At 63.2% G+C, this 20818-nt stretch carries 17 protein-coding genes and 1 pseudogene; 2 read left to right on the top strand and 16 right to left on the bottom strand.

The features are described 5' to 3' along the window. Positions 1-53 precede the first annotated feature (53 nt). The 8 genes from PVE73_RS06950 to PVE73_RS06915 all read right to left on the bottom strand — a co-directional run bounded on the left by PVE73_RS06950 (position 54) and on the right by PVE73_RS06915 (position 10872). Entirely contained in the window at positions 54-8501 is an 8448-nt protein-coding gene (locus tag PVE73_RS06950) for a glucoamylase family protein (RefSeq protein WP_346772403.1), read from the bottom strand. A 210-nt stretch (positions 8502-8711) separates the two neighbouring features. After that, positions 8712-9017 (bottom strand): hypothetical protein, encoded by a 306-nt coding sequence (locus PVE73_RS06945; protein ID WP_277366244.1) that lies wholly within the window; start codon positions 9015-9017, stop codon positions 8712-8714. 6 nt (positions 9018-9023) lie between these two features. Continuing rightward, positions 9024-9302: a hypothetical protein gene (locus PVE73_RS06940; RefSeq protein WP_277366243.1), complete on the bottom strand. Its 279-nt coding sequence runs from the start codon at positions 9300-9302 to the stop codon at positions 9024-9026. 56 nt (positions 9303-9358) lie between these two features. After that, positions 9359-9613: a DUF1488 domain-containing protein gene (locus tag PVE73_RS06935; RefSeq protein WP_277366242.1), complete on the bottom strand. Its 255-nt coding sequence runs from the start codon at positions 9611-9613 to the stop codon at positions 9359-9361. Further along, positions 9610-9963 carry a hypothetical protein gene (locus PVE73_RS06930; RefSeq protein ID WP_277366241.1) on the bottom strand — a complete coding sequence of 118 codons (354 nt, stop codon included), beginning with the start codon at positions 9961-9963 and terminating at the stop codon, positions 9610-9612. The genes PVE73_RS06935 and PVE73_RS06930 overlap by 4 nt, the downstream gene beginning before the upstream one ends. 36 nt (positions 9964-9999) lie before the next feature. Next, a complete protein-coding gene (locus tag PVE73_RS06925; RefSeq protein WP_277366240.1) occupies positions 10000-10149 on the bottom strand; it encodes a hypothetical protein in 150 nt (49 codons plus the stop codon). Continuing rightward, the gene (locus PVE73_RS06920; protein WP_346772402.1) at positions 10142-10405 is read right to left on the bottom strand and encodes a hypothetical protein; all 264 of its coding nucleotides are present in this window, start codon (positions 10403-10405) and stop codon (positions 10142-10144) included. The genes PVE73_RS06925 and PVE73_RS06920 overlap by 8 nt, the downstream gene beginning before the upstream one ends. Before the next feature lie 74 nt (positions 10406-10479). Beyond that, entirely contained in the window at positions 10480-10872 is a 393-nt protein-coding gene (locus PVE73_RS06915) for a hypothetical protein (protein WP_277366239.1), read from the bottom strand. A gap of 698 nt (positions 10873-11570) precedes the next feature. Between PVE73_RS06915 and PVE73_RS06910 the strand changes: the two genes are divergently transcribed. Beyond that, positions 11571-11780 carry a cold-shock protein gene (locus tag PVE73_RS06910; protein WP_277366238.1) on the top strand — a complete coding sequence of 70 codons (210 nt, stop codon included), beginning with the start codon at positions 11571-11573 and terminating at the stop codon, positions 11778-11780. A gap of 113 nt (positions 11781-11893) precedes the next feature. Next, a complete protein-coding gene (locus PVE73_RS06905) occupies positions 11894-12142 on the top strand; it encodes a hypothetical protein (protein ID WP_277367370.1) in 249 nt (82 codons plus the stop codon). Here the strand turns inward: PVE73_RS06905 and PVE73_RS06900 are convergent. From PVE73_RS06900 to PVE73_RS06865, 8 genes and pseudogenes are all read right to left on the bottom strand, one after another. Then, positions 12050-12518, bottom strand: a pseudogene (locus PVE73_RS06900) (transposase); the annotation flags it as partial. The gene PVE73_RS06905 and the pseudogene PVE73_RS06900 overlap by 93 nt on opposite strands. Then, positions 12515-13162 (bottom strand): SIR2 family protein, encoded by a 648-nt coding sequence (locus PVE73_RS06895; RefSeq protein WP_277366237.1) that lies wholly within the window; start codon positions 13160-13162, stop codon positions 12515-12517. The pseudogene PVE73_RS06900 and the gene PVE73_RS06895, both read right to left, overlap by 4 nt. 612 nt (positions 13163-13774) lie before the next feature. Next, positions 13775-15412 carry an ABC transporter ATP-binding protein gene (locus tag PVE73_RS06890; RefSeq protein WP_277366236.1) on the bottom strand — a complete coding sequence of 546 codons (1638 nt, stop codon included), beginning with the start codon at positions 15410-15412 and terminating at the stop codon, positions 13775-13777. Beyond that, entirely contained in the window at positions 15409-16323 is a 915-nt protein-coding gene (locus PVE73_RS06885) for an ABC transporter permease (RefSeq protein WP_277366235.1), read from the bottom strand. The genes PVE73_RS06890 and PVE73_RS06885 overlap by 4 nt, the downstream gene beginning before the upstream one ends. Then, complete coding sequence (locus tag PVE73_RS06880) at positions 16323-17330, bottom strand: ABC transporter permease (RefSeq protein WP_277366234.1); 1008 nt, start codon at positions 17328-17330, stop codon at positions 16323-16325. Before PVE73_RS06880 ends, PVE73_RS06885 begins: the two co-directional genes overlap by 1 nt. A 63-nt stretch (positions 17331-17393) precedes the next feature. Continuing rightward, on the bottom strand, positions 17394-18983 hold the full coding sequence (locus PVE73_RS06875; protein WP_277366233.1) for an ABC transporter substrate-binding protein: 1590 nt from the start codon (positions 18981-18983) through the stop codon (positions 17394-17396). A gap of 34 nt (positions 18984-19017) precedes the next feature. Continuing rightward, positions 19018-19695: an AroM family protein gene (locus PVE73_RS06870; RefSeq protein WP_277366232.1), complete on the bottom strand. Its 678-nt coding sequence runs from the start codon at positions 19693-19695 to the stop codon at positions 19018-19020. A 147-nt stretch (positions 19696-19842) separates the two neighbouring features. Next, complete coding sequence (locus PVE73_RS06865) at positions 19843-20781, bottom strand: AroM family protein (protein WP_277366231.1); 939 nt, start codon at positions 20779-20781, stop codon at positions 19843-19845. Between the last annotated feature and the right edge of the window lie 37 nt (positions 20782-20818).

Raw genomic sequence — 20818 nt, 5'->3', positions numbered from 1 at the left:
CACTTGACAACGCGCGCACCACAAACGACGAGGAACGCGGCGAGTAATGTGCGTCAACCCATACTCGAACCGAGCGTTAGGTTATGTTTGCGTCCGTCCAGCGGAACGCGCACGCACGCGCTGGTACACTGAAGAGGTTCCCCGTCCATGACCGCGAACCAGTCACCTGAACCGCGTCGGATCGAATTGTCTATGCGGATGTTATAGTGAGTCGTGCCCACACGCACTGTGGCTTCAAATCCCGGCCAGGCCGACGGGATACACGGGTCGACGATGAGGAAGTTCCCGTCGCGCCGGATGCCCAGAATGCCCTCTATGCCAGAACGGTACATCCAGGCGGCGGAGCCGGTGTACCAAGTCCATCCGCCCCGACCGACATGCGGCGCGACGGAATAGACGTCGGCGGCAACGACATAGGGTTCGACCTTGTAGCGCTCGATATCCGCAGGCGTAAGCGCGTGGTTGATCGGATTGAGTAACGAGAACAGATCGTGCGCCTTCTCGCCCGCACCCGATTTCGCAAAGGCCAAGATCGCCCACATCGCCGCATGGCTGTACTGGCCTCCATTCTCGCGCAGGCCGGCCGGATAACCCTTGATGTAGCCGGGGTCGTGCGGCGTCTTGTCGAAGGGTGGCGTGAACAGAAGCGCCATGCTGTCGTCACGGCGGATAAGATGCTTCTCCAGCGATGCCATTGCCGTTGCCGCCGGGATCGGATCGGCGGCGCCCGACAGGACGGCCCAGGACTGGGCGATGGAGTCGATCCGGCATTCTTTGCTATCCTTCGAACCGAGCCAGGTTCCATCGTCGAAGGTCGCTCTGCGATACCATTCACCGTCCCATGCATGGTTCTCGAGCGCCTCACGGACGGAGGCTGCGTGAGCACGCCAGCGCTCGGCGCGCGATGGGCTGCGGCTTTCCGCCAGGGGAGCGAACAGCTCGATGGTGTGCACGAGCAGCCAGCCGAGCCAGACGCTTTCGCCCTTGCCGCCCTCGCCGACCCGGTTCATGCCGTCGTTCCAGTCGCCGGTGCCGATGAGCGGCAGGCCGAGCTTGCCGGTAAGTTCCAGGCACTGGTCGAGGCCGCGGGCGCAGTGCTCGAACATGGAAGCGGAGTCGGCCGCCTGCGTAGGATGGAAGAAGGCGTCGTGCTCGCCGGCGCCAAGCGGTGGGCCGTCGAGGAACGGGACGATCTCATCCAGGATAGCGGCATCACCCGAAGTATTCACGTAGGTCGCCGCTGCGAATGCGAGCCAGACCCGGTCGTCGGAAATCCGCGTGCGGACTCCCTGCCCCGATTGAGGCAGCCACCAATGCTGGACATCGCCTTCGACAAATTGCCGGCCGGCGGCGCGCAGGAGATGCCGCCGCGTCTCCTCTGGCCTTGCCAGCGTCAAGGCCATGCCGTCCTGAAGCTGGTCGCGGAAACCGTAGGCCCCGCTCGCCTGATAGAAAGCCGAGCGCGCCCAGATGCGGCAGGCAAGCGTCTGGTACAGGAGCCAGCCATTGAGCATGATGTCCATCGCGCGATCCGGGGTCTTGACCTGGACCGCCTGCAAAAGGCCGGTCCAGTGGTCTGTCACCTCCTGGAGAATGGCATCGAGATCGGCCGCGCGATAACTCACAAGCAGCGCCTGGACCTCCTCCTGGGAGCCGCACTGCCCGAGAAACGAGACGATTTCGACCGTCTCGCCTGCGCCGATCTCGATGGTCTGCTGCAAGGCCGCGCAGGGATCGAGGCCGGCGCCGGTGGTCCCGGACAGCGGCCAATGGCCGGTGAGCGCGCGAGGTGCCGACGGGTTGCCATAGCGGCCAAGGAACTCGGCTCGGTCGGCCGTCCATGCGGTCTGCCGCCCGCCCAGATCGGCAAAGGCAATGCCGCCGGAGGAATTGATGCTCCAGGGATTGCGCGCCAGCATCGCGCCAGTGGTCTCATCGATCTGCGTCACCAGGAACGGCGCCGTGGCGCTGCGCGAGGTGCCGAGCACGAGTTCAGCATAGCTCGTGACCGACAGCCGGCGGGGGCGATCGGAAAGGTTTCGAAGGGTCAGGCGCGAGATTTTGATGGGGTCGGACAGGGGCACGTATTGCAGGAGATCGAGCGCGATGCCGTTCGCCTCATGCTCGAAACGGCTGTAGCCGAAACCGTGGCGCGAGACATAGGTGCCGCTGTCGCGGATCGGCTGCGCGGTCGGGCTCCACAGGTCGAGGGTCTCTTCGTCGCGGATGTAGATCATCTCGCCGCTCGGATCGACCACGGGATCGTTCGACCATGGCGTAAGCTGGTTCTCGCGGCTGTTTTCCGCCCAGGTGTAGCCGCTTCCTTCCGCCGAGACCTGAAAGCCGAAATCGGGGTTGGCGATCACGTTGATCCATGGCGCGGGCGTGACGGCGCCACCGCTGAGGATCGTCACATATTCCCGTCCATCCTTGTCGAAACCGCCAAGCCCGTTGAAGAACTCAAGCGGCGGCGTGTGCGACGCAGACGGCTCGGAGAGCTGCCGCACCGGCTTTTGCAGGAGAGTGACTGAGGTGTCATTGACGGATAGGATCGGCAAACGATCGAGTTGTTCGGCTATCGATCCAAGGCGTGCCGAGCATGTGACACGGGCAATAGAACGGAGCCGGTCACGCGCCTCGGCGCTCATCAGATCAGCGCGAAGGGTAAAGACGGAGCCTTGCGCCAGCTCCAACCCGAAGCGCGGCCGTGACTGGCTGCTGCGCACGGCGGTCTCGATTGCAATCTGCAGGTCCTGCGTATAGGAGGATGCCCGCTCATTGATAATCACCAGGTCGACCGCAAGGCTTTTCATCCGCCAATATTCATGGGCGCGCAGCAACTGGCGAACCTGGGCCATGTCTTGGGGATCGTCTATGCTCAGCAAGACGATCGGCAGGTCGCCGGAGATGGCGAGATGCCAGAGGCCCGATTGCGGGCCGGCGCCGCGGACAATCTTTTCGGATGGCGCCCGGTAGCGCCGGTCGGCGTAGAGGATGGGGGCGGCCAGGCGTTGAAAGTCGGCGGCCTCTCCGGCATCGACGTCGAGATGGCGGAGCTGGACCTGCCCTTGGGTCCACGCCAGCGTCCTGGCACGTTCGAACGCGCTGCGGTCGTGGTGTTTGTCGATCATGTCCATGAGCTCGGCGCGCGACGATGCAACAACGGTCCAGTAGCCGATACGCGCGACCTTTCCGGGTGCGATCCTCACGCGCTGGCGCAGCGAGAAAATGGGGTCGAGTACCGTCCCAACGGTATTCGAGAGCGAGCCTCCTTCCGCAATGGCTGCCGCGGTGCCTGTGGACCGGCCGCGCCCGACGAAACGAGCCCGATCGGTCTCGTACTGCGGATCGGAGACGATCTCGCCTTCTACGACGGCGAGGTGGGCAGCCCATACCTGCGTCTCCGCGTGCGAGCGCAGGCGCCGCGTCGCGATGAGCGCGCCGAACTCGGCGGCATACTCAGTCTGCACGAACATCTTTGAGAATGCCGGATGCGCCATGTCGGCGGCGGGCGGTGCCAGGACGATTTCGGCGTAGGACGTGATCTCGATCTCACGCGGCCGCCGCCCTCCATTGCCCAAGGACACACGGCGGACCTCGCAATCGTCTTCGCCGGAAACCAGAACGTCCATCGTTGTCGTTAGGTTGCCATCGCGGTGTGTGAACTGGGCGCGATCCTCGTCGAAGATGACTTCGCGATTGTTCCCCTCGACGCCAAGCGGCTGGGCGCCGACGGACCACACCTCGCCGTTATCGACATCGCGCAGGAAGATGAAAGAGCCCCAGTCGTCGCGGGTGGCGTCCTCGCGCCAGCGCGTGACGGCGATATCGCGCCAGCGACTATAACCCGCCCCCGCAGCGGTGAGCATCACAGCATAACGGCCATTCGACAGCAACTGGGTGACCGGAGGGCCTGCCGCGGTGGCGATAATGCGGCGCGAGGTGGGGATTTCCAGACCCGCAGTAGCCGGGGAAACCTTTGCCTCTTCGGCCTTCGGATGGCCGGTCGCAACGTTGCGGGGCATGCGTTCCTGCAGCAGGAGCTCGCAAGCCTGGATCATCGGCTCGCGATGGAAACGGGCGCGCATCTCGCCATCGTGCAGCGTGTTGGCGATAGCCACGATGGTCATGCCCTGATGATGCGCCATGAAAGTTCGGACAATGGCGACATTCTGCTTCTCCGGAAGCCGTGATCGGGTGAAATCCAGCGCTTCGAAGAAGCCGTAGTGGCCGCTGGCACCGATTTTCGCGAGGCGGGCGTAGTTTTCGCGCGCACCTTGGGGATCGATCATCGTCGCAAGCCCCGTCGCGTAAGGGGCGATCACCGCATTCTCGGAAAGACCGCGCTTCAGACCAAGACCTGGAACGCCGAAGTTGGAGTACTGATAGGTCAGCTCCATGTCGCGGGCGTTGTATGCGGACTCGGAGATCCCCCACGGAATGCCGAGCGACCGCGCGTAAGCCTGTTGGCGAACCACCACCAGCCGGTTGGTCTGTTCGAGCAGACTGCCGGCCGGAGCGCGCACGACGAGCGAGGGCATCAGATATTCGAACATCGAGCCTGACCAGGAGATCAGTGCCGATGCGTTTGCGAGCGGCGTCGCCGCCCGCCCCAGGCGAAACCAGTGCCGTGTCTCGACGTCGCCCTTGGCAATGGCGAAAAGGCTCGCAAGCCTAGCCTCCGACGCGAGCAAATCGTAACAGCTCGGGTCGAGGCTATCGTCGGCAAGGGAATAGCCGATCGACAACAGTTTGCGTTCGGAATCGAGAAGAAAGGCGAAGTCCATCGCCAGCGCCATCTCGCGGGCACCCGCTGCCAGTGCCTGTAGCCGCTCGTTCAGACCGTGCTCAGCGGACCGGTCACGCGCATGCCCGGCCACGGCCTTCTTGAAGGACTCGATCCAGAAGATGAGATCCGGGGCGCTACCGTCGATATCCGCCGGGATCATATCGCGCGCGACGTCGGCGGCCTTGCCGGTCAGGCGCATCAGAGCAGGAGACAGCGCGTTGAGCGCCTGCGACCCATTCAACTGGGCTGCGATGTCGTTGAGTATCTGGGAGAGTTGCGCTCCACGCCGGTCCTGGGCGGTGGAGAGGGCATCAAGCGCCTGACGGGCCAGTTGGAGATTGTCCATCATGCCGAGCCGGGCATTCGGCGCGCTGCTCTCCTTCATCCACGCCTCGCACGCGTTGGCGAGTACGATCAGATGCCCGGCGAGGTTTCCGCTGTCGACCGATGAGATATAGGCGGGTTCGAGAACACGCAGGTCCTGCGTCGCATACCAGTTGAAGAAATGGCCGTTGTGCCGTGCGAGCTTGCGCATGGTCGCCAACGTGGCTTCCAGCCGCTCCACGGTCTCGACCGTACCGGCCCAGCCGAAGTCGCGGGCGGCAACCGTGGAGAGGAGATAGAGCCCTATATTGGTGGGCGACGTCCTGTGCGCGACGGCGGGCTTCGGATCCTCCTGGAAATTGTCCGGGGGCAGCATGTTGTCCTCGGGCGTCACGAAGGTCTCGAAGAAGCGCCACGTGCGGCGCGCGATGAGGCGCAATTCCATCGCATCCGAATCGGAAACCGTAAGGCGCGGTCCGGCCTTCGGCGACCGGCTCGCCCATAAGGCGAGCGCCGGCGCGGTCAGCCACAACAAGGCAAAGGGCAGGACGAGCGGCAAGGACGAAGGCGACAGGGCAACGGCGCCCGCAGCCAAGACAAGCCCAAGCAGCGTGCCGGAAGCCATGCGGCGATAGAAACCGGCGAAGTTCAGGCGCGGGCTTCCCTTGGATTGCGCAGCCGTGGTCCATTCCAGCAGATGGCGGCGGGACCCAAGGAGCCGCGCCAGAGTTCTGACGATGGCGTCTCCCATCCGCCATGCTTGGTCGGGCAGAAAAACGACGGAAAGGATGCTCTGGACGGCTGCAAGGCGCAAATCCGCAGCAAGCGTGGCGAAATGATTGCGCAAGCGAATGCCGGCGCGGTGCGGCACGAGGGTGGATAAACTCGGCAGGAAAGAAGGGATCGCGACGGCGGCAAGAAGAAGCGCGGTTCCCGTCATCGCCGCCGGAAGCGGCATCAGCCAGGTAAGACCCAGAGCCAGGAGCGTGAACGGCGCCAGCAGCGACCGCCTCAGATTGTCCAGCATTTTCCCACGGCCGATGGGCGGAATAGCAAGGTGCCCGTCACTCAGCCCTGTGACCCAGGGAAGAAGTTGCCAGTCCCCACGCGTCCAGCGATGCTGGCGCTTGGCGGCAACGTCGTATCGGGAAGGAAATTCCTCGATCACTTCGACATCGGAAGCGAGGCCGGCGCGGGCAAACACGCCTTCGAAGAGATCGTGGCTGAGCATGGTGTTTTCCGGCACGCGGCCGGCTAGGGACGCCTCGAAGGCGTCGACATCGTAGATGCCCTTGCCGGTATAGGTGCCTTCGCCGAAGATATCTTGGTACACGTCCGAGGCGGCAGCCGCGTAGGGATCGATGCCGCCGGGGGCAGAGAAAACGCGCTGGTAGAAAGATCCTTCGCGGCCGACGGGAAGTGAGGGCGTAACGCGCGGCTGGAGAATGCCATAGCCATCTACAACGCGTTGCTCGGCTTCGCTGAAGCGCGGCCGGTTGAGCGGATGCGCCATCTTGCCGATCAGACGATGCGCGGCATCGCGCGGCAGCCGCGTGTCGGCGTCCAGCGTGATGACGTAACGCACATCGGCGGGCACCTGCGGCGGCCTCCCGCCTAAGGGCATGAAGGTGGTGTCATTGGCGCCGCGCAGAAGCCGGTTGAGTTCGTGCAGTTTTCCGCGCTTTCGTTCCCACCCCATCCATTTGCCTTCGCCCGGGTTGAAGACACGGCGCCGATGCAGGAGGAGGAACCGGTCTCCGCTTGGGGCGGGTTCATGACGTCGGTTCAGTCCGGCGATCGCCTCGGCGGCTACGCCGAGCAGACGGGCATCCTCCTCCGTGACTTCCTGATCGGCATCCACTCCATCGGTAAGGAGCGCGAAGACGAGGTCGCCGCCGACGCCGGAAAGGTGGTGAACCTCGAGCCGTTCCACCTGCTCCAGAATGTCGGCTTCACTGGTAAGAAGCGTCGGCACCGCGACGAGGGTCCGCATGGATTCCGGCACGCCCTGCTTTAGCGAGAGACCAGGCAGGATCGTCGCGCCGAAACTCCAGGTCGTCGCGCGGTTGACAATGGCCGTCGCCACTTCGGTGGCGGGGAAAAATCCGACAAGGGCAAACAGGACGAGCCAGAAGGCGGCGAGACCGAAGGTCGAAAGCGCCCAGAGCGCAAGCGCCAGCAACACCGCGGTGACAAGCAGGATCGAGCCAATATAGCCACCGATGCCGAGCCGTGTATTGAGGCGGCTGATCCGCAGCCGCGGCGGCAGCCGAAAACGGATCGCCTGCTCAAGGGCGGGCCTGCCCTGGGCAATCAGATGGTAGCCAGGGTCACCGGCGCGCTCCGCACTGGCTTCATTGTTCGCCTCAGCTGCGGCTTGGCGTGTAGCATCGAGCGCGTGGTCCACGATCTCGATTTCCGAAAACGTTGAGCCACGGGCCAGTTGCTCGATCGCGTTCCTGTAAAGGTCGCGGGTCGGGAAATCCATGGCGGCAAAGGCGCTTCCCACTCGCAGCCGCTCGTCGACCAGGCTCACGCTCTCGAAAAGCTCGGCCCAGTCGATATCGGAAATCAGCCTCATACTGGTGATGACATTGCGCACGGTGACATTGGATGCGCCCTGTCTCTGCTGAGCATGCTGAACCACGACTTCGACCGACACGCCTTGCAGCGCAAGACGTTCCTCCAGCCATCCGAGCGCGGGCATCGTTGTCGGATCCTGGTTCCTCAGCAACTTGGCCAGGTGCGCGGCGAAGTCTTCCGACAACGGCTCCGGTGAGCGGACGGCAATATCGGTTTCGAGCGCGGATTTGTGGCTGCCTGACAAGAGAAGCCGCTCGGCGAGCGCCGTTGCGTCCGCGCGCGCGGCGCGGCCCACGGTCATCTGATCGGCCAACCGGCGCAAATTCTCGACAAGGACGATGCGCAGCGTGATTGCCACGGCCCAGAGCTCGCCGATCGTCAGGGGCTGAACCCGCTGATACGCCACGAGGAACCGGCGCAGCTTCTCCCTGTCGAAGAGGCTGTCGGTGTGGGCGACAAAGGCCCAGGCAAGTCCGAGGACCCTCGGATAGCCGGCAAACGGTCCTCCGCTCAGTTTCGGCAGCTGGCGATAATAGCCGGGAGGCAAATCGTCCCTGATCTCGCGGATCTGCTCCTCGACCAGGTGATAATTGTCCAAAAGCCATTCCGCGGCGGGAACCACATTTCTGCCGCTCTCCAGTTCAGCCGCACTCGCCCGATAGGCGGCGAGCAGAACGGCCGCATTGCTATCGAGCCTCTTGTGCAGGGACAGGACGGCTGGTGGCCGGTCGGTCACCGGTTGCGCGGCGGCGAGGCTTTCCGCATGCTGCTCGAGCCGCTCCGCGCTGAAAAGCTCCTCCCTCACGGGCGCTCCATCGTTCCACGGCGGCAATGGAGAACGATGCCAGTGTAGGCGAGGGATCGATTTCAAGAGAGTGCCTTTCCAGCCCGAGCGTGAGTGGGCGCCTAATGGGCTGATTTGTCGGAGCTGCGGCTCCTGCAGGGTTTCGGGCGGGGAGCGGAACCCGCGTCTACGTGAGTCGGCGGAGGATCAGGGCAGCCGAGATTTGCACCGTCAGCTGCGCCACTCCGACGGTGACGGCAGGTCCCCGGCAACGTCGACGTGTGCGGCGTCGCTGGCCTGCGGTAAATGTCTCTCTGAGAAGCGAAGGCTCAGAAGCCGCCCGTCGTCCGTCAGGAGATGAAGATCTTCGCGACCAAATAGCTGTCGCAGCGTGTCGGCAGACATCCGGATCTCGCCGCTGCCGATCACTTCCACCGGCTTTCTCAGGAAACCGTCAAAATCGTAGTCAATGCGGAAAAGTGTCTTGCCGGCACATTTCAGGACGCCGGCACCATGAATTCGACCAAGATACTGCATGAATGACTATTCCTTGTGAGGACGGCTCGCGAGCGCATCCGCGTCCAATGCCGCCGCGAGTTCCTCCGGATCGACGTCGACGACCTGATGTCGGTCGCTTCGCGCGGAAATCGCCGGAATGTGCAGCATTGTGGCTTTGCGCCGGTAGGCGAGAAAGGAAAGACCGAAGATCTCCTCCTCATCGACCACCAGGCGATAGGTCCCCGCAGGCTGCCAAGCGTCAAAGGCGCTCAGCATAAAGGGCCGCGCGAATGTGATCTCGGTATCGGTGGTGCGAACGGTCATGGCAGCATCCAGCTCTTCTTTCGTCTTCCCATCGGGATAGTCCGGAGAGCGTCGGCTTACCGGAAATCGGCTGCCGTCAGCACATATATGGTCCTGCGAGCATTTCCGTAGATTTCGCGCGCGACATCGTGGATCGTGGCGCGCGCTGCATCGAACGCGGCGAGATAATCCGATTCATCGGCGGTTACGGTAGAGAGCGCATCAGTCTCGACGAAGAACGGCACCTCGAACATGCCATCATGGCCGACGAAGCGAACGCGCTGCCCAGCTTCGTCATAGCTGCGGCTTCTATTGGGAAAAGTGAGCGTCATGATTGCATATCTCCATGTATTAGGAGTGAGACACCAATGCCTCTTTCGGGTTGGCGGCGCTCCTGACGGGGCGTGTTGTCGACAGCACCGCCCTCGTACTCCCAGACGCTGATTTCAGCATTTTGGGTTGAACCGAATTCGCGACCGACGATGACGGGTACGCAATAAAAAGCGTTCTCCTGATCGTCCAGGATCGCAACGAAATCAGGTCCCTGCGGCATATCGAGCGAGAGCAGCAACGATCTGGCCAGTTTGATGGCGTCGTCGGCGTCAGCCACGCTGCGAGCGACACGGCCGACCCTTGCATGAGCGGTATCGCCCGTGCGGACCCTATAGAATTCGATGATCACCTTCGTTTCGGCACCTGCCTGCGGAATGTAACCCGCTCACATTCGGCTCTTCGTCTTGTCGCGCGGCACATTGCTGTTGCCCGCCTGCTTGACTTGAGAGCCGAACGGCGCCTCCACTTTCGCAGGCACCTTTTCCTGCTTCGGCTTTCTTATTTCACGGTTGCTGCGTTTCTGCCCTTTAGCCATTGTCAGGCTCCTTCTCTTCGGGTGCAGCATCGCCCGGGGCGGACGGCACTGGTAGCTCTTCGAGGCTGTCTTCCGTCGTCACCCGCTCGTGACGTTCATCGTCGTTGCGAATGCGATACTGAGGTGAATTATCCTCTCTCGCTGGCAGGATCGCTGTTATGCGATAGGTTTCCGCCGTTGAGGGCGAGAGGCCGAACCTGTTGTTCATGCGGACGGCTTGTCCAATGGTGAAACGGCGGGCGGGCATGCTCTTCATCTGTTCTGCTCCTTTAGCCGCCTGGCTGTGAAGCATGTGTGCAGCACAGCCTTTTGCGGGACGCGGCGCGTCGGTCAGGCGGCAAGCGCTTCAGCGCAGCCTTCGGCCGCACGACGGCTGGCGGACGTGTCGCCTGGCATCGTCGCCCAACCGCCCGCCTCGACGAATTGCCGCTTTCTATAACCGTCGCTCAGCGCGTTGAACTCGACGAGGCGAGCCCTCGAGTCGGGTGCCGCGTTGAACCGCTCCACGCAGATGAGCGCGGCCAGTTCTCCACGTGCGACATCTCCGGCCGTCGATGCAAGCGTGCGCGACGTGCCGCCCGTGACCCAACCGCCCCAACTGAATCCGACAATCATCGTGGCAACAGCCGTCATCGCGCATGCCCAAACGAGTGTCGATTTCGATGGCTGATAGTTGTTCCAGCGCTGGGCGATGGATGTCTTACCGTCGTTCTGCGTCGCCATGGAACCCGTCCTTTTTGATTGTTGTTCCGGCTATGCCCGGTCGTCTTCGACAAGGCTCTTCAGGCACTGCTTAGTAATTCATTCCGCCCATGCCGTTGGTGCGGCGATCGTCGTCGCACCTCATGCGGAATATCGGCGACCATTGCCTCGCTCGTGACCAGAGATGCTACGATGACCCGGCATCATGCGGGGCGGTGCGGTGCGGACGACCTCCATCATATCGACATAGCGTCCGGTCTGCGCGTTTAAGCCTATATCGAAATCATTCGTGTCATCAGCCGGCTGGGACGATCGAGCTTTCCACACCTTTGGATGTGTCATTGCCTTCGACGCGTCGAATGACGACGTAGTCGGGAAGGGGCCGGATTTTTCATAGGGTATTCTTTCAGCGGCCGGGTGTATGGGGCCGCACCTTTATATAGGCTCTTGGCAGTTCAAATAACAGGAGTGCCAAAAACTATTCGTTCGAGAACAAGGTTTTTCTTATGAGGGTCCAGCGATATCGGTAATAAAGGTTTTGGCTGCGGCCTTGTTCCGGCGGCGGACACGCCTATATTAAGGAAGATCGATCTTGTTTGATGAACTTTGTTACGCGCCAAAGGCGCTCTGACGATCTTCCCTCTCAAATTCGACCTTGACCGCTCGCCGCGTCATGCGCGGCTGGCACAATCATAATATGCGATTGAAAGGAAATCGTCATGACCATCGGAACCGTAAAGTTCTTCAATGCCACCAAAGGCTTTGGCTTCATCCAGCCCGAGGATGGCGCATCGGATGTGTTTGTCCATATCTCTGCCGTTGAGCGCGCCGGTCTGCACACCATTATGGAAGGCCAGAAGCTCAGCTTCGACGTCGTCCAGGACAGCCGCTCTGGCAAGTCCGCCGCGGACAATCTGCAAGCGGCGTGAATTTCATCTTCGACCTGTGACCACGGATGTACTGGCACGGATCGCCGATATGAGGAGGTCGGGCTTCAGCCCGGCCTTTTTGCATTCAACCCAATCGGAAGGAGGCCGATGGCATGACCGAAACCATTACCAAAGACAATCTGTTTCGGGCCGTTAGGCCGGGTCCGCAGTCCAAGGCCGACCTCACGGACAGCGCGGCCCGGGCAATCATGAAGGCGGAAGCTGATAGTCGTGAAGCCAAGACTCGAAGGCTGCGACAGGCCCGCCTGGAGATGGAGGCGCAGCGACCTGAGCCTGCGCCGGCCAAGCGCCGCGGCGCGTCGCAGCCGCCGGCGCAGGCCGGCATCGTCCGGCCGCGATGAGCGGTAGCGGTAGACGCGCGGCGCAATGCCCACCAGACCGCACGCACGGCGTTGGGAATATCCCCTCTCTTCAATGGCCCAGTCCACGGCCTGTCTCCTCGAACCGGGCGTCAGAAGTCTTTTGCCAGCATCTCGCGCAGCGTCGACACATCCATCATCTGCTCCACCAGAAGCTTCTTCAGGCGCGCATTCTCCTCCTCCAGCGCCTTCAGCCGCTTGGCCTCCGACACCTCCATGCCGCCATACTTCTTGCGCCAGGTGTAGAACGTCGCGTCGCTGATCCCGTATTTGCGGCACAGATCCGTCGCCGACAGCCCGGCCTGGTGTTCCTTCAGAATGCCGATATCTGCTCGTCCGAAAAGCGCGATCGCTTCATTGCCAGTCTCCTCTCTCCAAAGAGAGACTAGCCGTAAAGCGAGGACACGTCCGAAGGTCATTCGTTGCCGCAGAGTAGTCGGCGAGCTCCGGATCGGTGTTCATCCGTGCGTCGAGGTAGTCGCCGTGGACCTTGATCACGGTGCATCGGGTATGGACCAGGGGCGTCGCGCCTGCGACGGCGTCATCGTTGGCTATCACCATCGGCTCGATCCCCGCCGTCCGAAGCGCACCTTCGAGCAACCGATCAAAGTTGGTGGTGATGAGAACCTTTACTTTGCCCGCTGCTACCAACCGAGCAATGGAATGGTGAGCTTTCGTTGGTTGGCGCGCCTCTTCACCTGACGCCGCGTCGATATAGGACTGCAGGATCAAACGACGTTCGGCCTGCGTCGATGCAAGGCTGTCGAGTATCTCGAAATAATTCGGCGCCTTACCGTACTTCTCGAAGTACCACTTCGGCCAGTCATTGACATCTGTGAGACCGTCCAGAGCGCCAAGCCGCCGAATGAGGTCCAAAGTGATTTCCCATCCCGTAGGAATGCCGGCGGAACGGGAAAGCCCCGACCCCAAAAGCATCGCGTGGACGCCAGGGCTATGATGCAGAGAGAGTGCTAAAGCATCGAACGGCGGAAGATCGATCATCGCGTTTCCTGTGAATCGGTGTTCTCACCGTATGCCAACTGGGAAACCTGATGGCGTCAACTGTGAGCACTGAATATCCAACTGTGAAAAGCAGTCCCTCGAGAGGGACTCCCGGTTTTCCGGTGTCCTCCAGGGGGTCGCTTTCCCGGTGATTTGCTCAAGAGCGGACTGACAGCTTTCACCCCATCTCAGTCGTTGGCGTCTGCCCGGCTTGCTGAAGCTTGGAAATGTTTCCCCGATGACGCAATCGGGGGCCGACAGCGGGCCGGCAGCTTTAAGGATGGAGGATCAGATAGCTGCCATCGAATGCCGGCTAAATAAACCTTCGCCGGGCAAGAAGCGACATTGGCACCCTCACTAACGCTGATCCGGGACGGACGTCTCCCGCTGCCAGTTCATTGGCTTGAAGGAAAACACAGCTGCTTTCGAAATGGCATGCGCGGCGCACAACCCTCGTTTGCTCGTGGTTGCAAGTGACCGTGGCGGCGGGATCTGCCTGACCGCTGCGGACAGATAAAGGGGATACTAACCTGCAAGCTTGTGCCCGGATAGATATTCAACTGCGGCTCAGGCCAACAAGCTGATTTGCCTGGCGCGCAGCCCGCGGCATGCTTATGCCACCTCACGCGTGACAAACGCCGACACGGAGGTCTTGCGAGCGCTTGCGAGCAATTGCTGCGTGTAGTCCTCAGCCGGCATTTCGAAGATCTGCGTGGCGGGTCCCACTTCGACGATCTTGCCGCGCCTCATGACGAGGACCCGGTCGCAGATCTCGCGGACGACCGCGAGATCGTGCGAGATAAAAAGATAGGTCAGGTCTAACTCTGCCCTGAGATCGCGGAGAAACTCCAGAATCTGCGCCTGAACGGACACGTCCAGCGCCGAAGTCGGCTCGTCGAGCAGAAGGAGTTTCGGCTTCAGCGCGACGGCGCGCGCGATGCACACGCGCTGCTTCTGCCCCCCGGACAGCTCGTGCGGATAGCGATAGCGGAATGTCCTGGGAAGCTGCACCGTGTCGAGCAGCCTGTCGACATTGGCGTCGATCTCGCGGCGCGACAGCTTCGACTGGATGCGGAACGGCTCGGCGACGGCATCGCCGATCGTATGGCGGCCGTTCAGCGCGGAATGCGGGTTCTGGAAGACGAGCTGCATGTGCCGGCGCATCAGGCGCAGCGGCTCGCCGGACATCCCGGTGATGTTCTGACCGTCGAAGACCACCTCGCCGGCGCTGGGCTCGATCAGGCGCAGGACGAGACGGGCGACCGTCGACTTGCCCGAGCCGGATTCGCCGACGATGCCGAGCACTTCGCCCTGCGCGACAGAGAAGTCGACATGGTCGACCGCACGCACCTCGTCGGCGCCGGCGCGCGTCGGATAGGTCTTGGAGAGGCCCTTCGCCACGAGGAGCGGCGGCGTCGGCTCCGAAGCCTCGCGCTCGGCCAGAGGCGCGTCGATCTCCGGGACGGCGGCGAGCAGCCGCTTGGTGTAGTCGTGCTGCGGAGCGCGCAGGATGTCCTGCGTCGACCCTACCTCGACGATCTCGCCGCGGAACATGACGGCGCAGCGTTTCGCCACCGTGGCGATGGCGCCGACATCGTGGCTGATCATGATGACGGTGAGGTTCAGCCGCTGCACCAGCTCGTTGATGAGGTCGAGCACCTGCGCCTGCACCGTGACATCGAGCGCCGTTGTCGGCTCGTCGGCGATCAGCAGGTCGGGATTGCCCGACAGCGCCATGGCGATCAACACGCGCTGGCGCATGCCGCCGGAAAGCTGGTGCGGGAACTGGTCGCACACGCGCGCGGGATCGGGAATGCCGACCTGGTCGAGCAGCTCTTCACTGCGGGCGCGCCGCGCTGCCGCCGACATCGCGGTTCCGGTGGCGCGGTTATGCGCAGCGATGACGTCGCCGATCTGCCGCCCGATAGAGAAGAGCGGGTTGAGATAGGTCATCGGGTCCTGGAAGATCATCGAGATCCGCACGCCGCGGATCTTCTTCCAGCCTTTGTCGTCGACGGTCGACAGATCGATGCCGTCGAACCGGATCGAGCCGTTCACCACGCGGGAGCGCTTCGGGGCGAGGCCGAGGATCGACCTGACGAGGACTGTCTTGCCCGATCCCGACTCGCCGACGATTCCGAGAGTCTCGCCGCGCTGCACCGTCAGGCTGATGTCCTTGAGGACGTGGACCGGCCCGTCGAACGTGTCGATGTCGAGCGTGTAGTTGCTGATTCCGAGCAGATCGCTCATCGCTCACGGCTCCGGGGATCGAGGATGTCGCGAAGGCCGTCGCCGAGAAGATTGAAGCCCAGCACTGTGAGGAAGATCGCCGCGCCCGGGAAGAAGGAATACCACCACCAGTCGGGCATGTAGCTGCGGGCGACCGAGATCATCGCCCCCCACTCGGGTGCCGGCGGGCGCGCACCGAGGCCGATGAAACCGAGGCTGGCGGCAGCAAGGATGGCCATGCCCATGTCCATGCTCATCTTGACGATGATCGGCGACCAGCAATTGGGCAGGATGTGGTGCCACATGATCCAGGGCGTGCGCGCGCCGAGCGAACGGGCGGATTCGACGAAGAGCTCCTCCTTCACCGACAGCGTCTTCGCCTCGACGAGGCGCACATAGCCGGGCCACCACACGATCGCCAGCGCGATCACGCAATTGGTGATGCCGGGCCCGAGCGCCGCGACGATCGCGAGCGCCAGAGCGAGCCCGGGAACGGCCAGGAAGAGTTCGGTGAAGCGCATGATCACGGCGCGAGTCCAGCCGCCGACATAGCCCGCGATGATGCCGAGCGGCACGCCGATGCCGGCGCCGATGCCAGTGATCAGGAGACCGATCCACAGCGACGTGCGCGCGCCGACGATGACGCGGGAGAGGATGTCGGAGCCCATCTCGTCGGTGCCGAACCAGTGGTCCACGCTCGGCGGCTGCAGCCTTTCGGCCATGTTGAAGGCGCCGGTGGTGTGCTCGGGATAGGGGGCGAGCCATGGGCCAAACGCAGCGAGCAGCAGGAAGAGGATGACGAGCACGAGGCCCAGCATCGAGGAGAAGCTGCCGGCGAAGGTATGGGCATAGAGGCGCATCTGGCGGATGCGGCTCTCATGGCGCTCGCGAAAGCTCAGACGGATCGGCGTGGTCATGTCGCTGGACGCCATCACGCGTTCCTCAGTCGGGGGTCGATCCAGGCATAGGCGAGATCGACGAGGGCATTGGCGAGAATGAAGAAGAAGCCGATCAGGAGCGTGACGCCGATCACCGGCTTGAAGTCCGAGGCGAGCGCGGACGACACCGCGTAGAGGCCGATGCCGGGCCAGTCGAATACGGTCTCGACGAGCACGGTCGAGCCGAGCATCCAGCCGAAGCGTAGGCCGATCATGGCCAGCGTCGGCAGCATGGCATTCTTCAATGCATAAAGCGCGACGATCCGGCGGGACGACAGGCCGTGGGCACGCGCGGCGACGACATGGTCGGACTGCAGCACCTCGATCATCTCGGCGCGGTTCACCCGCAGGATCGAGGCGAGGCACGGGAAGGACAGGACGACCGCCGGCAGGATGATGTGCTTGAGAGCGGTCCAGAAGGTGTCAAACTGCCCGCGCAGGAGACTGTCGACCAGAAGCAGATGCGTGATCGGCTCGGGCGGCAGCGCGACCAGCGGCAGTCGGCCCGACACCGGCAGCAGGCCGAGCTGAACGGCGAAGAAGAGCTGCAGGAGGATGCCGAACCAGAAGGCCGGTAGGGCGACGCCCGAGATCGAGAAGATGCGCGTCACATGGTCGAACCAGCTATTGCGGTAGACCGCCGAGAGCATGCCCAGCGGCACCCCGACGAACACGCCAAGCGCCATCGCCACCAGCACCAGCTCGATCGTGGCGGGAGCGTAGCGCAGGAGCTCGTCGATCACCGGCCGGGTCGTCACGATCGAGGTGCCGAGATCGCCTTGGACGAGGCCGCCCATATAGATCACGAACTGCTCGATGACCGGCTTGTCGAGGCCGTTCTCGACCCGGATGGTCTCGACCATATCCTCGGTCGCGTTCGGGCCGGCGACAAGCCGCGCTGGGTCGCCGGGTGCGACATTGGTGATGAGAAAGGTCAGCGCGGCAATGCCGAGCATGGTCCCCACCAGCGCCGCCAGCTTGCGCAATATGAAACTCAGCATTCTTCCGGGTCCCTTGATGCGGGAAGCGCCAGGACGCTTCCCGCTGCGTTGCGCCGATCCGGCTTACTCGGCCTCGATCCAGAGCGGGTAGAGATCGATCTCGCCGGTGAACCGGACCGGGCTGAACTGGAAGCCCTTCAGATAGTCGCGATGCGCCCAGCGGCGGTTCTGCAGCATGCCGAAGACTTCCGGCTGGTCGGCGACGATCTGCGTCTGGATCTTGGCGTAGAGGTCGGCGCGCTCATCCCAGTTGGTGCTGGCGCGAGCCTGGTCGATCATCTCCGAGACCTCCGCATTGTCGTAGAACGACATGGCGTAATACTGGCCCCAGCTATTCTTGTGGTACTGGTAGGCCACAGCGTCGGGATCGGTCGAGATCGGCGTCACATAGACCGAGGTCATCGCCGGCGAGGTCTCGACCCGCGAGCCGTTGGCGACCATGTTCGGCCACTGCTCGGGCTTGATCTCGACATTGATGTTGAGCGCCTTGAGGTTCTCGAGCAGCACGAGGCCGATGCGGCGCGCCTCCTCGAGGCCGGCGACGTGGACATATTCCAGCGTGATGCCGCCTTCGGCGTTCTCGGTCTTGGCGAGATATTCCTTCGCCTTCTCGATGTCCTGACGCGGGATGTCGGCGACCTCGATATGACCGCGCATCGCGTCCGGCAGCGGGCTCGTCTGCAGCGAGGCGGCGCCGTTGTAGATCTGGATCAGCGCATCATAGTCGAGCGCAAAGGCGATCGCCTTGCGCAGGTTGATGTCGGACGTCGGCCCCTGCTGCGTGTTGAACTTGATGCCGAAAGTCGTCATGCCCTTGTGGTCCTGGATGACGATCCCGGGCATGTTGGCGATCTGGAGATAGTCGTCCGACGTCAGGCCTTCGACGATGTCGACTTCGCCGCGCTGGAGCGACGCGCGCTGCGCCGACGGCTCACGGATGATGCGGTAGATGACGCCGGCGGGCCGGTTCTCGCCCTGCGGCCAACCCTTCCAGTAGTCGTCGACGGCCTGCAACTCGTAGAGGACGTTCGGCTCCCAGCGGCCGAGCTTGAACGGGCCGGAGCCGGCGGCGTGGTCGGTCAGCCAGGCTTCGCCATAGTCGCCGTCGACCTCATTGGCCTGCACTACTGCGGGGTTGACGATGAACCACCAGGGCAGGAAGGAGAGGAACGGCGCGTAGGGCGCGTTCAGCTCGAACTGCACCGTGTAGTCGTCGACCACCGTGATGCCCTCGGGCGCCAGGAAGTCCTTGAGCATCCAGGCGACGCCCTTATTGAGCTTCAGGCCGCGCTCGAAGGAATAGCGCACGGCCTCGGCATTGACGGAATCACCGTTGTGGAACTTGGCGTTCTCGACAAGCTTGAACGTCCAGGTCTTGCCGTCCTCGCTGGTCTCCCAGCTCTCGGCGATCCACGGCTTGATCTCCGCCGGATCGCCCTCGTATTTCACGAGCGCGTCATAGACCGCCTGCTGCACCATGCGGGTCGACCAGTCGTAGCGCACATGCGGGTCGAGCACCGGAATCGCCTGGCGGCCGGCGAAGACGATGACCTCGCCATTCTCGGTGCGCTCGAACGCGGATGCGGGCGACGTCATCAGCGTGCCGGCGAAAAGCGCTGCGGACAGCGCCGAAAGAAGCAGTTTCCTCATCATCGAAAGTTCCCCTTTTATTGGCGTCGTTCAAGGTTCAGATCATCTGGCGCAGGACGCCGGCGACCATCCGGCGCGACAGGAGCACCGGGGCGTCGACCGCTTCGCGAACTTCATCGAGCATGGCGGCCGAGTAGCCCATGCAGTGCATCACCACGAGATCGCAGCCCGCCACGCCCTTCGCGCCGGCCGCCATGCCGCCGCCCGAATAGGGCGACGCCGACACGAGCGTCTGCTCGCCGGCGAAGACGTGACGCTCCGCGAATTCGTTCACCTGACGCTCCAGCGGAAGGATGACGCCCAGATTGCGGCAGGAGGCAGCCAAGGCCTTGACGGTGGAATCGACGATGCGCTGCGCTTCGACGACCAGTGTGTTCTTCAAGGGGTCGATGCGCGTGCCGGTGCACAGGAGGACGATGATGTCGAAGCCCTTGCCATCGATCTCGGCCAGCAGCTCGTTGAGCCGGTCCTCCGTGCGCGCCTTCGACGAGACGATCTCCTCGCCGGTGGCAAGGCGCGTTGCGAAGGAGTGTTCGCCGTCCCTGGCGCGGAAGGCATCCAGCGCGGCGCCTTCGAGCCCGTCGAGCACGCCGAACTCCTCATAGGAGGGCTGCGCGTCGAGGCCGACTGCGATCTCGGCCATCATCTCCGGCACGATGTCGGAGCGCGGCGTCTGGCCGATAGTGACAAAGGCGATACGTGAAATGCGCGGCATGCGGCTCCGGTCCTTCAGACAATCGGAGGTCGGAGCGTAGCCGTCAAAAAGTCTGGCGGACTATAGGGAACTCCCCCTAGGTGGAAGCGCAAGGCCTCTTCCCGCTGCTGCGCAAGGAGGCACCGGATGCCCGAATTCACGGCAGGGTCAGGAATGGCCGGCCTGCACGACCATTCGGATGAGGGCAGCCGAGGAGGACACCTCCATCTTGGCCATGACATGCGAGCGGTGGATCTCGACGGTCTTCGGACTGATGCCGAGCTGGCGCGCGATCGCCTTGTTGGACAGGCCCTCGGCGGCCAGCGACATCACCTGCCTTTCGCGTGGCGTCAGCCGGTTGACGCGCTCGGCGAAATCGCCCGACATGCCGGCCAGGCTGATCGGCTGCGGACGGTAGAGGAGCAGGCGGATCGCGCTCGAGATGATCCGTCGCGCCAGGACGACGGGCTTGCCCGTCACCTTCGCGGCCATCTCGCGGTCCGCTTCGGAAAAGCTGACGGAGTTCAGGACGATGATCTCGCATTCCGCGAGGTCGAAGAGCGCGCGCGCCAGCGATTCGCGGTCGCCGTCTATCGCGTGGCTGGCGGTGATCCGATAGGGCTGGAGGGCCGGGATGTCGAGCTCGTCGATCTGCTGTTCCAGCGGCTGGATCAGGCCGACGGACGAACCCTGCGCGGCGAGCGAAATAACGGCCGATTCCAGCGCGCGCTGGGCGTTGACGGTCGGGCAGGTGCTTTCGAAATCGCGGAACAGGCCGGTCGACAGGATGACCACCAGGTCGAACTCGTTGGGCTTGAACCTGGCGACGAGCCGCGCCATGCGCTCGCCGATGCGCGGCTTGGATACGACGATCTCGCTGTTGTCGGCCAGGCGCGTGACGATGCTCGTCTCGCCCTGCCGCACGCGCAGATCGTCGATCTCGCGTGACGACAAGCCGTCGAGCGCGCCCAGCTCGATCGCCTCGATCGGCATATCGAGATTGGCCAGCATCTCCTCGATGAGGTCGGCGCGCGGCGTCTGCCCCACGCTGACGAACATCACCTTCTTGGGTGATGTCGCTCCCGAGTTCAGGCTGTCTCCGTTCACGTGTCGAGTGGCTCCTTGTTCGCGGGCGGCGACCTGC

This window comes from Chelativorans sp. AA-79 (genome assembly GCF_029457495.1).
Taxonomy (GTDB): domain Bacteria; phylum Pseudomonadota; class Alphaproteobacteria; order Rhizobiales; family Rhizobiaceae; genus Chelativorans.
The sequence above is the reverse complement of the archived record's forward strand: the minus strand, read 5'-3'. Positions and strand labels throughout refer to the sequence as shown.